Source organism: Soonwooa purpurea, from assembly GCF_053891095.1.
On record NZ_JBSSMA010000014.1, the window covers coordinates 71,582 to 86,057 of the forward strand.

A 14,476-nucleotide genomic window follows, 5' to 3' on the forward strand; every position below is an offset into this window, starting at 1 on the left:
AAAATGATATGTTATATTTAAGTGATTGAAATTGTCCTATTTATTTAGGAATATTTGTCAAGCTATCTATCGACCAACGACCTCCACCTTTTATCAATAGAAAGATACTACCCAAAAGCATCGCCCAGTCTGTACGACTTCCATGCATCATTTCCCAAAATCCTTTTTCTGCTAAAACTTCTGATTTAGTTGTTGCAATAGCAACGAACATAATAATGATAAGAGGAATGCTCACCAATCTTGTCAGAAGTCCAATAAGAATTAAAAATCCACAAACAATTTCAAAGCTGCCAACGAACGGACCCAAAAACTCAGGATTAGGCAGACCTATTTTTGCAAAACGTCCTGCACCTAAGGTGTCTGCAAATAAAAACTTCTGTATTCCTTCCGAAAGAAATACGGCACCTACCATCAGTCGAATAAGTATGGTAGTTTTTGATAGGTTTGTCTTAGTTATTTTTTGAAACATCATGATTAAATAGTTTTATGAATTTTGGATTGTATATTTTATATAGATGGGCTACCATCCCTGCAATAAGCATACTTAAAATAGCTGGAACTAAAATATCAGCGGGATAGTGTACGCCTAAATAAACCCTGCTCAAACTGACAAAAATTGCCCATGGGATGAGAATAATTGGGAGCCATTTCAGATTTTGTTTAGTTAATATGGTTAAATAAAATGCCAAAGCAAAGACATTGGCAGCATGAGAAGAAATAAAACCGAACTTGCCGCCACGATAATTGTTTACTATATGTAGCTCACCTTCCAATGCTGAATTATGACTTGGACGCAGCCTTTCAAATAGTGGTTTAAATATGCCGGAAGCCAACTGATCACTCATTGTGATGAGCAATACGATTAATAAAATCATTAGGATGGCATCCTTTTTATACTTCCAGATAAGCAAAATTATCAGTGCAACATAAAAAAGAAGCCAAGTGTATTTGCCGCTGGCAAACCACATTACTTCGTCCCAAAATTCGTTGTGGCTTCCATTTAGCCATAATAGAATATTTGTATCTATCTGTTTGATATCCTCAAGCATTATTTTCTGATGGGTGATTGTCTTTCTGTCGGAGTTTTTACAGTAAAAAAGGTACTTTTTCCATTGCATGACAGCTAACGCAGCTATTGGTAATTACTTGGAAGTTCTTATTAAAAACAACTGTATCCTTTTTTTTTAGTGCCTCTTTCATTTGGGGGACTGTAACGGTTAGAAAATGCTGTGCGGATTGTGCCCGTTTAGGCCTTCTTTCCAGGCCATTTTCAATTGCCTTTTGGATTTTCTCCAATTGATAATCGGCATATCCCCAGTTTTCGTCTTGTCCAGCCCAATATAATTCCTGATAACGATATCCGGTTTCAACCATGGCCATATCGAAACCACGAAATTGATTTTCTATTGTTTCAAGCTTTTTTTGCTCGTTTCCTTTTATCCACTGCCCCTGAACTGTTTCTTGTTTTTGGTTACAAGCCGAAATAAAAAGAATTATTAACAAACATGTTGAATATTTCATTGCTTACAATTTACTCTCCACAAATTTCGTACAATACAAGTCACCTTATACGGTATATTTGAAAATATTCCGACAGCTTTTAGGTATTGCGGAATACCTGTGGTGTAAGGCCTGCAAAGCGTTTGAAATACTTTACAAAGTGGGAAGTATCATTAAAATTCAAACTATAGGCAATTTCAGAAACACTGTTTTCCGTATAAATCAATTGTCTTTTTGCCTCGCAGATGATATGCTCAGCAATTACTTCTGCTGCTGATTGGCTTAGTGTTTTACGACAAATAGCATTTAGATTTTGTGGTGTCGTATGCAGCTTTTCTGCGTAGTAGGCAACATTGTTCTGCAGGTCATTTGTCTGGTTCAGTAACTCCCTGAGCAATGCAATGATATCATCCGTTTTGTTGGTCTTAATTACCAGAGGTTTTGCGGCAATCAATATTTTAGCAAATAGTGCTTTCAATAATCCTTCTGTAACTGTAAAGTCTTTTTCTTTGGTGAGTAAATTGAACAACGTACCGATACTTTCAGTTTCTCTCAAATGAATGCAAGTTAATCCGCTTAGTTTGGATAAAAGACTTTTTAGTTCGCCGTCAATCGAGTTATCTACAAAACCTTTCTTTAAAAGTAGTACATAACCATCTGGTGTATCTGTAATATCCCAATGATGTACCTGTTCTTTTCGAACAAAAAATAGTGTTGGAGGATCTATCGGAAAAGGAGTATGGTCGATGGTGTGGCAACCGCTTCCTTTCCGTAGGTAAATAATTTCAAAATAACTGTTGTGCTTATGAGGTTCGGTTTTACGAATTTCCTTTTTGAACGGCAAAACCTTTATTAGTTCTGCTGCTTCAATTTTACTTTTTATGCTGATGCTCTTTTTCAACTAATTTCTTATCATATTTTTATGTTATAAAATTAATTATAAAAACAGAGCAAAAATAGCCATATCTCAATCTTCGTTACTAAAATTTTTAATAACGAAGATGTTCAATAGCAAAAAAAAACAACTGATGTTTTTTTTTGCTATTAATTATGGCTTAAACTATTGGTCTTTATCTTATTTTTCCGGCATTACCTTATAGGTAGGATCTTCATGAAGGTTCACTTCAATAAAGCCACTGGCATTATCCAGAAGTTGTATACAATCTGGGCTGAGGTGCTTTAGAACAACTTCTTTATTATTAGCTGTATATTTTTCGGTCACTTTTTTCAGTGCTTCAATGGCAGACATATCAACGATACGGGATTCTTTGAAATCAATAATTATTTTTTCCGGATCACCCTGCGCATCAAATTTCTCTGAAAAAGCTGTCGTGCTCCCAAAGAAAAGGGGACCGTAAATTTCATACACTTTATTACCCATTTCATCAATCGATTTTTTAGCCCTGATTCTTTTTGCATTATCCCAGGCAAAAACCAAAGCGGATATAATAACACCAATTAGTACTGCTAAGGCAAGATTATGAAGTAAAACAGTAATTATTGCTACAAGCATACCCACAAAAATATCTGATTTAGGCATTTTGGTTATAATACGGAATGAAACCCATTCAAAAGTGCCTATTGCCACCATCATCATAACACCAACTAAAGCAGCCATCGGGATCTGTTCAATAATCGGCCCACCTGCCAGAATTATAATCAAAATAGTAACCGCTCCGATAATTGCAGAGATTCTGGTTCTTGCTCCGGCATCGATATTTACCAAGGTTTGGGCTACCATAGCACAGCCTCCCATACCTCCAAAAAAGCCATTGGTAATGTTGGCTATACCTTGTGCGCAGGCTTCTTTATTGGAACGTCCTTTTGTATTGGTAATCTCGTCTACCATATTTAAAGTCAATAAAGATTCAATAAGTCCCACTCCGGCCATAATCGCGGCGTATGGAAAGATGATTTTTAAAGTTTCTATGGTAAACGGAATATTTGGAATGTGAAAAGACGGTAGGGAACCACTCACCGATGCAATATCTATCACTTTCTTGGTATCTATGTTTAAGAAATACACCAGACCAAAAACAACGATGATGGCAACCAGCGATGAAGGTATTGCCTTTGTAATCTTTGGGAAAATCAAAACGATAGCAATAGTAAGCATGGTCAATCCAGCCATTATAGCAAGTGCTGAACCTTCCATCCAAGAGCTTACTCCATTTTCTAACACCTTAAATTGGGCAACCTGAGCCATAAAAATAATCACCGCAAGACCATTTAAGAAACCATACATCACGGGTTGTGGTATCAATCTTACAAACTTACCGAGTTTCAGCACCCCGACTAATAGTTGAATAATTCCTGCTAAAGCAACTGCTGCAAAAAGATATTCAACACCATGAGCGGAAGCCAGAGCTATAAGAACAACCACAGTAGCACCCGCGCCACCGGAAACCATTCCAGGTCTACCACCCAAAATGGCAGTGACAATTCCCATTAAAAAAGCTGCATAAAGTCCTGTTAATGGAGATAATCCTGCTAAAATCGCAAATGACAATGACTCAGGTATCATGGTCATCGCAACGGTTAATCCAGCTAAAATTTCATTTTTAATATTTACGTTTCGTAATGATTGAAAACTTAAGAAAGTGTTTTCCATAGATATAAATTGTATGTTGATCCCATAGTAGATTATGGAATAATGATTTAAAATTGATTTTTGAAAGTATAAGAAAAACTATCCAAAAAAAGCTTTTGGATATAGGATGAATTATTAGCCTGTTAAATTAAGGCGGTGTAACTTGGGAAGATGTAGTACTGAATAATTTCATAATAGATTGCAAATATAAAAAAAAATAGACTTATTAATTAAGTCTATTCACTATAAATTTGCTTTTTTTGAAACGGTCTAACTGTAATATCTTTTTTTCAACCATAAACTGGCTCTTACCAATAGTATGAGTACCGGTACTTCCACCAACGGGCCAATTACACCTACAAAAGCTTGCGGAGAGTTGATACCGAATACTGCGATGGCTACCGCAATTGCCAGTTCAAAATTGTTTCCAGTGGCCGTAAATGCAATGGATGCGTTTTTATCGTATGGTACCTTCATTGATTTATTGATAAAAAAGCTTACAAAAAACATAAGGACAAAATAGATGACCAGTGGAATAGCTACTTTTACCACATCCATTGGAAGCTCCACGATTTTTTCACCTTTTAAGCTGAACATTAAGACGATCGTAAATAATAAAGCGTACAATGTTATAGGTGATATTGTGGGTACAAATTTTCTATTGTACCATTCTATACCTTTTGATTTAACTAAGATATATCGGCTTAGGAAGCCTGCCAGAAAAGGAATACCCAAATAGATAAGAACACTTTCTGTGACGTCCTTCATTGAAACACTGACATTGAAGTTGGCTAGTCCTAATTTACCAGGCAGTACATTGATAAATAACCATACAAAGAAGCTATAGGTAAACACCTGAAAGATACTGTTTAAGGCGACTAATAAGGCTGCATATTCTCGGTTTCCTTTAGCGAGATCATTCCATACAATCACCATTGCAATACATCTGGCCAAACCAATAAGAATTAATCCGATCATATAGTCCGGCTCATCTCTTAAAAACAAAATGGCAAGAACAAACATTAAAATAGGTCCTATCACCCAATTTAATAATAATGATATACTGATTACTTTTTTATCCCTAAAAGCAGTAGGTAAAAGAGAATAGTCAACTTTAGCGAGTGGAGGGTACATCATTAATATTAGTCCAATAGCTAATGGGACGTTAGTTGTACCTACGGATAGAGAATCCATAACTTTTGAAGTCCCGGGAAATAAGAATCCCAAGCCCACACCAACTGCCATGGCAAGAAATATCCAAAGTGTTAAGTATCTGTCGAGAAATTTTAATTTTGGCTGCATATTATTTTAATTTATTCCTATTGTTTTACTTCTTCTTTCCATAATAATCGTATCGCGCCAGGTGTCTCCCAGTTTTCCTATTTTCTCACGGAAACCGACTATTCTAAAACCAAAGCGTTGATGAAGCGCTACTGTTGCTTCATTTTCAGGAAACATTCCGCTTTGAAGCGTCCAAATTCCATAAGCTTCGCTTTCTTCAATTAGCCTGGCCATCAAGGTCTTTCCGACGCCTTTTCCTTTATGAGAATTAGAAACATAAATACTTACTTCTGCTACACCTCCGTAAACACATCGGTCACTCACTGCCGAAAGGGCTGCCCAGCCGACTATGATACCATCAACTACTGCTGCAAACCTGCTGTGTTTTAGTTTACTTTTATCCCAATCTTCCCACTCTGGGGTTGTTGTTTCAAAAGTGGCATGGCCTGTTTCAATGCCTTCTTTGTATATTCTGGAGATATTTGAATAATGCTCCTTACCGATCGCTGTTATTTCCATGCTATTTGTTTACCAGTGAAAAAACATAAAACATTTCTGCTGCAATCTGCAAGCTTCTTTCCGCATACACCTCTGTTTGCTGTGGGCTATTGTCCGAGGCTTTGGGATCATCGTATTTTATCGGGAATCTTGCCTCAGCTCCAAAAACCACAGGACAGCCTTCATCTGCATTGTTACAGGTCATGATGGCACCGAATTCATTTTTAGGATTAAATTCGCTGTTATATTCTTTGGAAAAGCAGATAATCGCTGCCTCATTTTCGGCATATTTAATTGCATAGACAGGATTTTCTGTTTCGCTGAGCTTTTGAATCTGAAACCCCTGATCGCTCAATGTTTCTGCAATTTTGGGGAACATTGCTGTTGCCTCAGTACCACCTGAATAGCAAAACACATTAGTAATCCCAAAATGATAGGCCATAGTTTGCGCCCAGATTTGGGATAAATGGCTTCTCCTACTATTATGGGTACAGATAAAATTTAAGCGTATTGTCTGACCTGTTTCTATTTTCGTTTGGATATAGTCTGCCAATGGCTGTAAAACTGTTTTTCTTTCTTCTGAAATACTATTTGTTGAAATGGATTCAATGGTTGTTATAAGTTTATGGTTCATTTTTATGATTTAAAATTAATAGCCTCTTCTCAGATTTTCTGCATATTCATTAGGCAGGGGGCTTTCTTCTACTGCCTTAGCTGCTTTTTCAATGTCATAGTCAAATCGTATAAACTCGATACCGATGCTTTCTTTGTTCAGTATAGAACTATTTTCATTGATGGTCAGCATGACATACGCTCCGCGGATATCATTATCCTTAGGTTTACCGACGGAACCGATATTGACCGCATGGCGATAATAAGGTTGTTCTTCAGATCCAGAATTTAAAATGCGGTGATAAGGTTTGTGTGTATGTCCGAAACACATAATATCTGCATCAGCCTGCTCCATGATCCTGAGCATACTTTTTTCCTCACGGTCTTCAAAAAGATATTCATTGATCTTCCTTGGGCTGCCGTGCACCAAAAGCAAATTGAGCTTATCTTCATTCAATTGAAACTCAACTTTGATATGTGCAGGGAGCGTGCGCAAATAGGCACGTTCATCGTCCTTCATGATAGAGTTGGTAAAGGAGATAGAAATATTGCCATTGTCCTTTTCACTATCTGACTTATAGGCACAACCACACTCATTGCTCATACGTCCGATACCGAAATCGTAATTTCCTGCAATGGTTGGAATTTTCCGCTTACGGATCTCATTGACCACTTCGTTTGGCCATATATTGTAACCTACCAGGTCACCCAAGCAATAGATACTATCTGGATCTCTTTTATCTACATCTTCGAAGAAAGCTTGCAAAGCGGGTAAATTGGCGTGTATATCGCTGAATAATGCAATTTTCATATTTTATTAGTTACTATTTTTTAAAAATTCTTCAATCTCAAGTATGGTCTGTTTTGCTGTTCTATTTACACCTATGATTGTGGCGGAGGCATAACCGGTCCAGTTGCCGTATCCGACGAGCCATAATCCGGGCAATTCTAGTGATTTACTTTCACTGGTCTTTGCAACGCCTTTTTCGTCTATGTGTATCAATGATTTCAGATAAGAAGTATCGTAACCGAATCCTGTGCACCAAATAATAGCATCAAATTCCTCTTTGTCCCCATTATGCCAAATCACCCCCTTATCATATAACTTATCGAATGTGCCACTTGACACTAAGACACCTCTGTGTTGGGCCTCTTTAACAGATGGAACCATTACGATATTTCCTAAATTAAATTGCGCTGCATCGAAGGGTTTTCCTTCTTTTTCGGCCTTGTATCGTGCCGAGGCTACGTTAAACAGATAATATCCGTCTACTTCGTCAGGCAAAAATTCAGGTTCCTTTTTGGTTGACCACTTTACAGCCGTAACTTTTGAGACCTCTGCGACAATCTGGGCACCGGAATTACCTTCTCCTACCACCAGCGTTTTCAGCCCCGTAAAGTCTTTTGGGCTTTTATACTTTCCTGAATGAATTTGAAGTCCCTTAAAATCTTCTATTCCTTCTAGCTTTGGAATAGACGGATTGCCCCAGGTACCGGTTGCCGAAATAACTGTTTTAGCTTTAAAACCTCCCTGAAGGGTGTAGATCTTAAAAATATTCCCATCCTTTTTAATTTCAAGAACTTCAATACTCCGCCTCACATTCAGTTGATAATGCTCTTCGTACTTACCCAAGTAGTCAATTGCTTCTTGTCTAAGCGGAAACTGATGCTCAGATTTTGGCATCAGCCATCCTGGTAAGGAGCTGTAATCTGAGGGAGAAAACAGGGTCAGGCTATCCCAGCTGTGGATCCAGGCACCACCCGGAATATCTTGTTTATCCAATATAAGATATTTAAGTTTTGCCCGCCGCAGATAATATCCACATGCTAGCGCACTCTGGCCTCCTCCAATAACAATAACATCAAAGATTTCATCCATTGATTTAATTTTAGTACATTTTATAAAAAAGATACAATCGACATTCTACAGCGAATTAGCAGCATCCTCCACCAGGTGTACACGAATTATTTGCAGTACCTGTAAGTACAGAAAGGTTTATCTTTTGCTTTTCGGAAGGTATGCCGCATGCATCCTGTGCAAGACAGGCAGTAGTCTTACTTTTCAATATAAAAGTTTTCCCATTGAACTCCAGATCATATTTTCCAATTGTATCACTTTGATATTCCACTTCGATCTCAGCATCTTCTATACCTAATTTGTCCTCCGAAAGTTTGATAATATTCAAAAGTTTTCCAGGCTTTAAACGATGCTCAAAGTCATCGGCGTTCCATAGCTGAAAGTTCACTGCCTTTTCATCACGGATTACACCACCACAGTCAATGAATCTTTTATTAATCTGGCCGACTTCGGTCACATGGAAATGCTCGGGTACAAACGTTCCGTTTTCTAACTGAAATTCAACATTGTCTAATGTTGGAAGGATTTCTTTGATTTCTGATAATTTCATTGGTTTATATTATAGTTATAATGCAATATTGCGATTATTTCAAACAAATTTTTTTAACAGCACTTTAGCAGTAATTTATTAAAATACTTACTGAATTTGGGAATGTAAAGCAGCACATGTAAGAGGCTTATGACAATCGCTCCCGGCAGTAGATTTATTGCTATAAATCTAAATGTGTCATAGCTCTCTATATGTTGAAAGTTCTGCGCTAATGTAAAACCCGTAGAATCAAAATTGAGTTTGATCACTAAAAATACAGCGATAGCCGCAAAGTGGAAGCCGTTAACCATAAGATGGATAATATATTCCCAACGGGGTAGTCCACCCATAAATTGTCTGCTGTCTTTTTCCACATAAGCATCCAACAGCAATGTAATGATGTCCGCAAAGATCAAAACGCATCCTATTACAAAAAGGTTGTTGTTTTCAATATTTATAAATAAAGTTGTAAGAATACCTGTAAATAAAAAGGCTCTTATCGTATGGGTAAGATGTTCAAACCGGCTTTCTTTATGCTCATAGAGGTGATATTTGTATATGTGCAGAAATACACCATCAAATACTGCCAATAATGAATAGCTGATCAGTAATACCGAAGATATAATGAAAGCAGTTTCCATCATTAACAACATTTTTGATTGGTTACTGTAGAAATTATTTTTGAAAAATACTCTTTCAATATATTGAATGTATTTTCGTCAATACAGTAGCATACAGATGTTCCCTCAATGCTCCCTTGTATTAATCCCGCATTTTTTAATTCTTTCAAATGCTGTGATACGGTAGGCTGTGCTAGTGGCAGCTCATTGACAATATCTCCGGTGATACAGGTATTGACTTTTAGCAGATATTCTATAATAGCAACCCTTGCAGGATGGCCCAATGCTTTAGCAATAACCGCAATCTGGTTTTGGCGGTCCGTAAAATGATCTGTCTTTGTTGCTCCCATAATTAATTATTATATTGCAATATTACGATATTATTTTTAAATACAAAATAAAAAAGATGCAGATTTAAATTTTATGTGGACTTTTTGCTTTGTTTTCGGTTAGGACTAATGTTGATTATTATACGTAACTATTTAAAATTCAAATTTTTAATTGTATTTCAACGTTAGAATAAATAGGTATAAAACAGAAACATATGTTAGAACAATTATTCAAAAGAAATTTAAATCATCATCGAAACGCTCCACTACTGAAAGAGCGAGTTGAGTATCTGAATTATCTGTCGATTAATAATGCTACAGAATTCAGATTGAAATTAATTGAAGGATATCTATTAAGAGCAACCGAATTGCTCCGTCTGCAGGATCGTAGGATGGTAACTGTGGAAGAAATTGAGGCGGCTGCTGTGAAATGGGGGAAAATGAAAACTACTCACCATTTAAAAAAGAATTTTTCAGAATCTGGAAAAAAAAATTTTTCTATGTACACTAAATCATGGTTAAGGTACCTAAACTGGCTGGATGTACCTGTCATAGAAGAGGGAAATGAAATACTGCAGGAGTTATATAAAACATCCAGCACGCTAAAACGGCATCAAGGCCATCCATTACTTCGAGAGCGAATCTCATATCTGAAATATTTACAAAGTCAGGAGAAGCGGACTCTGGAATTAAAGCTTACAGCATCTTATCTTCTGCGAATAATAGAATTTTTGCATCTGGAAAATGGCAGGATAATTACTATTAAAGAGTTAATTGAGGCTGCCCAAAAATGGGGTTTAAGTAAAAAATACAATACAAAAACAAGTTCTAATCAATTTGGAAAGAAGCTGTTTATTAAAATTGGACTAGACTGGTTGGGCTTTCTGAACCGTGTGGAAGCAACTTCAGAAGAAAATGATATATTACTGAAAAAGTTATTTAAATTACGTCATGTTTTATTTCATCAAATAGAAAGCCCTTTACTGGCAGAACGGCTGCTGTTTTTACACTATCGGAAGAACCAAGGGATAAAAGATTCTACCCTTTATAATGAAGCAATGAGTCTATTGGTTATTATGACTCATCTTAAGTTCTATTCGGTACGGACAGTAAAAGTTTCTGAATTAACAGTTATGGCTGGTAATTGGTCAAGATTAGACAAGATACATCCCAGAACAAAAAATTATACTTATAAGAATAAGCTAAGCTTAATTCATACTGCTAAAATATGGTTGTCCTTATTAGATTGTTTGGAAGATGATACAGTGCCCTCAATTCCCTTTACAAAAAAATTGAGCGAATACTTATATTTTCAATCAAGAATCAAAGGTCTATCAGAAAGAACTATAATATCCAGACGCGGAATATTAAAGCGTTATCTGAAACTCATCAGTGAGCATTGTGTCCACTTTGATCAAGTTACGCCAGATATCATTGGAAAAATTATTAGCAACCGTAAGAAGACCGGTCTTTCCAGAAGAACAATTAAAAACGAATTAAGTGTATTGAGATCTTTCCTTTGCTTTGCATCTGAGAAAAGATGGTGTATGAATGGTTTATCTGAATCCATCCGAGCTCCCAGAATCTATGAACATGAGCTGTTGCCATTAGCACCGACAAGAGAAAATATCCAGAAGATGGTCTCAGAATTCGCAACTGAAACAACTATTAATATAAGAGATTTTGCCATTTTACAGCTACTTACGGTTTATGGACTTCGAAGCAGTGAAGTAGCATATCTTCAGCTTGATGATTTAGACTGGCAAAAGGAGATTATCTACGTAAGAAGATCAAAAGGATGTAAGCCGCAATTATTCCCCTTAACCCCAACTGTTGGTGATGCCATAATACATTATCTTAAAGAAGCCCGGCCCAATGAATCAAGTTTGAGGGAAGTTTTCCTGACACAGATTGGACCTTACAAGAAGTTAAATAACAGCTCTATTTACGCAATCATAAATAAGATATTAAAACCGATGGATTGGAATATAAAATCCTGTGGTCCTCATTGTTTGAGACATGCAAGTGCCACCTACTTGATCAATACAGGTTTTTCATTAAAGGAAATCAGTGATTATTTAGGTCATCAAAAAAATGATACAACCAGAATATATTCAAAGGTCGATTTAACCAATCTGTATAAGGTAGCAGATATTAACTGGGAAATACTATGAAAATGCAAGATTTAGTAAATAGCTATATTGAATATAGGGATTCATTAGGAGAGTCTTGTACTATTCAGCTTAAATATCTGTTAAAACAATTCTCAAGAGAAATGGGCTTCAATATCAATGTTAAAGACGTTACTACAGAGATGGTGCTGGTCTTTCTAGTTGGAAAAAAAGGAATGATAACAAACAGCTGGTTTTCGAAACGGACTGTAATCAAAGGACTGTTTAATTACGCCAAATTAAAGAGATACATTTTTGAAATCCCATTGCCTGATTTCTCTCCACAAAAACCTGCGAAATACATTCCTTATATCTACAGTAATAAAGAATTGAAAAGTCTTTTTGATTCGGCTTTGACTTATCAAAAGAGGCCCTCTCAAGTAGATCCTGTCATGATACGAACGATATTAATTTTAGCATACACCATGGCACTGAGAAGAAGAGAAGTGCTCTTAATTAAACTTAAAGATATTGATTTAGGTAAAAGAACAATACTAATTGAACAATCAAAATTTTATAAAACCCGTTATGTAACTTTTAACCAGCAGATTAAAGATATCATTATCCATTATCTTCTGCATCGAAAAGAAAAAGGTATCACACAAGATTCTGGTTCTTATTTGTTTGTATGGAAGGGTAATAAACCATTTGGAGGGTCATTGCTGGATGCTATTTTCTCCAAAATACGGTTAAATGCTGGTATTAAGAGGACTGATGGAGCAGTTTATCAGCCTAGGATTTATGATCTTCGGCATACATTTGCGACAAACAGGTTAATTAGCTGGTATGAAGAGGGGAAAGACGTACAGATACTTTTACCTGTATTATCGACATTCCTGGGGCATCATCGTTTGGACTATACATCTGTATACCTTTCTATGACCAACAAATTGCTTGAAGAGGCGAATAAAAAATTTAATCATTATGCAAATGAAAATCGATTATGAAAAATATAAAATACCTAAGCACGTGGGTCAGGAGATTTTTGACCGAATATGTTATCAACAATAGAAATCTTTCGCCCAATACACTTGCAAGTTATAGGGATACCATGCGGCTGATAATACCATATGCCTCGAAATTGAGAAATAAATCTATTGACAAATTGATGATTGAAGACCTAAATGCTGATTTGATCAAAAACTTTCTCTCAAATATCGAAACAGAAAGAAAATGTTCCATATCTACCCGCAACCAGCGCCTAGCGGCTATTAATTCCTTTGCGAAATTCGTCAGCCAAAATTGCATAGATTATATAGAATGGGTTAGAATGATAAAACTTATACCGATTAAAAAGGGGCCTAAAAAGACAATAACCTATCTCGACCGGTCAGAAATGGATGCCCTGCTGGATGAACCTGAAAAGCAAACGAAACAAGGACAGCGAGATTATGCGCTTATTCTTTTACTTTATAATACCGGGGCAAGGGCTAACGAAGTTGCTCAGATGACTATCTCTAATCTTAGTCTTGCTCAAAGAAAAAACGAGATATCAACTGTCTTAATTAAAGGAAAAGGGAATAAACAAAGACGATGTCCTCTTTGGCAAGAGACAGTGGACCAATTAACAATACTTTCAAACGCCAGAGACCCTTCTGAGAATCTTTTTATTAATAGACAGAAGCAATCAATGACCCGTTTCGGTATTTATAACGTAATTGAAAAATATACGGAAAGAGCTTCTCTAAAAGTCCCTTCCATATCTAAAAAAAACGTCAGTCCGCACACTATAAGGCATACTACAGCAACGCATCTATTGCAATCTGGTGTAGATATTAATACTATTCGGGCATGGCTTGGACACGTTTCTATCAATACAACGAATATTTATGCTGAAATAGATATTGAAATGAAAGCGAAGGCTTTAAGTGCCTGCGAAGTATCTGTGGACAATAAAAGGACACATTGGAAAAATAATGATGACCTAATGAATTTTTTAAATAATCTTTAATTTGGTAAATTATTATGTTGTGTTCCAGATTACCTTATCTTTTATTATTAAGTGTTAAACGATAAAATATCTGGAACACTAACATAAATGCTTACACAACATAATGGATTTCTGATAGTTTTGGTAACGAAAGAAAACTAAGTTTTGAATTTAATAATTCCAATTAATTAATAAAGCTCATTTCACAATGGGCTTTTTTCGTGTCAACTTTTCTTTGGACGGCAGTGGGAAGAAAAGACAACACTGTATGAATTTGAACGATTTGATATCGTTCAAATTAAAAACAAGTAAGGTTTTTGTTTAAGATTTAAAGAACATCTTATAATCTTAATCAAAATTCTTGCTTCAATAAAAAGAATGCGAAAAGACGTTTACGACCAAAGGAAGTAATTGTCTTTTCGCTCGAAAAAGGTAGTATCCCACTAACTGTGTAAGTTAAAAAGTTATTCTGATAAATTTTGAGCCCTTAATGCTCAAAAAATTTATTGGCAATAACTTTTTATTATTTTTAAACATTATACAGTTATGACTAACAAA

General features: G+C 36.0%; 16 protein-coding genes. 3 read left to right on the forward strand and 13 right to left on the reverse strand.

Annotated features, from left to right (window positions below):
• Positions 1 to 40: 40 nt before the first annotated feature.
• The 13 genes from ACVFVN_RS12335 to ACVFVN_RS12395 all read right to left on the reverse strand — a co-directional run bounded on the left by ACVFVN_RS12335 (position 41) and on the right by ACVFVN_RS12395 (position 9,838).
• Complete coding sequence (locus ACVFVN_RS12335; protein ID WP_232475580.1) at positions 41 to 472, reverse strand: DoxX family protein; 432 nt, start codon at positions 470 to 472, stop codon at positions 41 to 43.
• Entirely contained in the window at positions 450 to 1,049 is a 600-nt protein-coding gene (locus ACVFVN_RS12340) for a phosphatase PAP2 family protein (RefSeq protein WP_456235496.1), read from the reverse strand. Before ACVFVN_RS12340 ends, ACVFVN_RS12335 begins: the two co-directional genes overlap by 23 nt.
• 37 nt (positions 1,050 to 1,086) lie before the next feature.
• The gene (locus tag ACVFVN_RS12345; protein ID WP_456235497.1) at positions 1,087 to 1,521 is read right to left on the reverse strand and encodes a hypothetical protein; all 435 of its coding nucleotides are present in this window, start codon (positions 1,519 to 1,521) and stop codon (positions 1,087 to 1,089) included.
• 79 nt (positions 1,522 to 1,600) lie between these two features.
• Positions 1,601 to 2,401, reverse strand: coding sequence for a helix-turn-helix domain-containing protein (locus ACVFVN_RS12350; protein WP_456235498.1), 801 nt, complete (start codon positions 2,399 to 2,401; stop codon positions 1,601 to 1,603).
• 174 nt (positions 2,402 to 2,575) lie between these two features.
• A complete protein-coding gene (locus ACVFVN_RS12355) occupies positions 2,576 to 4,111 on the reverse strand; it encodes a SulP family inorganic anion transporter (protein ID WP_021190069.1) in 1,536 nt (511 codons plus the stop codon).
• A gap of 249 nt (positions 4,112 to 4,360) precedes the next feature.
• Entirely contained in the window at positions 4,361 to 5,392 is a 1,032-nt protein-coding gene (arsB, locus tag ACVFVN_RS12360; protein ID WP_123911672.1) for an ACR3 family arsenite efflux transporter, read from the reverse strand.
• Positions 5,393 to 5,398: 6 nt separating this feature from the next.
• Entirely contained in the window at positions 5,399 to 5,890 is a 492-nt protein-coding gene (locus ACVFVN_RS12365) for a GNAT family N-acetyltransferase (RefSeq protein WP_021190665.1), read from the reverse strand.
• A gap of 1 nt (position 5,891) precedes the next feature.
• On the reverse strand, positions 5,892 to 6,503 hold the full coding sequence (locus tag ACVFVN_RS12370; protein ID WP_123911674.1) for an arsenate-mycothiol transferase ArsC: 612 nt from the start codon (positions 6,501 to 6,503) through the stop codon (positions 5,892 to 5,894).
• Between the two features lie 15 nt (positions 6,504 to 6,518).
• Positions 6,519 to 7,292: a metallophosphoesterase family protein gene (locus ACVFVN_RS12375; protein ID WP_021190664.1), complete on the reverse strand. Its 774-nt coding sequence runs from the start codon at positions 7,290 to 7,292 to the stop codon at positions 6,519 to 6,521.
• 6 nt (positions 7,293 to 7,298) lie between these two features.
• A complete protein-coding gene (locus ACVFVN_RS12380) occupies positions 7,299 to 8,360 on the reverse strand; it encodes an ArsO family NAD(P)H-dependent flavin-containing monooxygenase (protein ID WP_456235499.1) in 1,062 nt (353 codons plus the stop codon).
• A 55-nt stretch (positions 8,361 to 8,415) separates the two neighbouring features.
• Positions 8,416 to 8,889, reverse strand: coding sequence for a DUF6428 family protein (locus ACVFVN_RS12385; RefSeq protein ID WP_021190662.1), 474 nt, complete (start codon positions 8,887 to 8,889; stop codon positions 8,416 to 8,418).
• Between the two features lie 53 nt (positions 8,890 to 8,942).
• Complete coding sequence (locus ACVFVN_RS12390; protein WP_456235500.1) at positions 8,943 to 9,512, reverse strand: hypothetical protein; 570 nt, start codon at positions 9,510 to 9,512, stop codon at positions 8,943 to 8,945.
• Positions 9,512 to 9,838, reverse strand: a complete 327-nt coding sequence (locus ACVFVN_RS12395; RefSeq protein WP_021190660.1) for an ArsR/SmtB family transcription factor — start codon at positions 9,836 to 9,838, stop codon at positions 9,512 to 9,514. Before ACVFVN_RS12395 ends, ACVFVN_RS12390 begins: the two co-directional genes overlap by 1 nt.
• Before the next feature lie 194 nt (positions 9,839 to 10,032).
• On the opposite strand from ACVFVN_RS12395, the gene ACVFVN_RS12400 reads away from it, so the two are divergent.
• From ACVFVN_RS12400 to ACVFVN_RS12410, 3 genes are read left to right on the forward strand one after another with little or no spacing between them, the layout of a single operon-like run.
• Complete coding sequence (locus tag ACVFVN_RS12400; protein WP_456235501.1) at positions 10,033 to 11,991, forward strand: tyrosine-type recombinase/integrase; 1,959 nt, start codon at positions 10,033 to 10,035, stop codon at positions 11,989 to 11,991.
• A 2-nt stretch (positions 11,992 to 11,993) separates the two neighbouring features.
• Positions 11,994 to 12,935: a tyrosine-type recombinase/integrase gene (locus ACVFVN_RS12405; RefSeq protein WP_164462974.1), complete on the forward strand. Its 942-nt coding sequence runs from the start codon at positions 11,994 to 11,996 to the stop codon at positions 12,933 to 12,935.
• The gene (locus ACVFVN_RS12410) at positions 12,932 to 13,939 is read left to right on the forward strand and encodes a tyrosine-type recombinase/integrase (RefSeq protein WP_123850913.1); all 1,008 of its coding nucleotides are present in this window, start codon (positions 12,932 to 12,934) and stop codon (positions 13,937 to 13,939) included. Before ACVFVN_RS12405 ends, ACVFVN_RS12410 begins: the two co-directional genes overlap by 4 nt.
• The last annotated feature ends 537 nt before the right edge of the window (positions 13,940 to 14,476 follow it).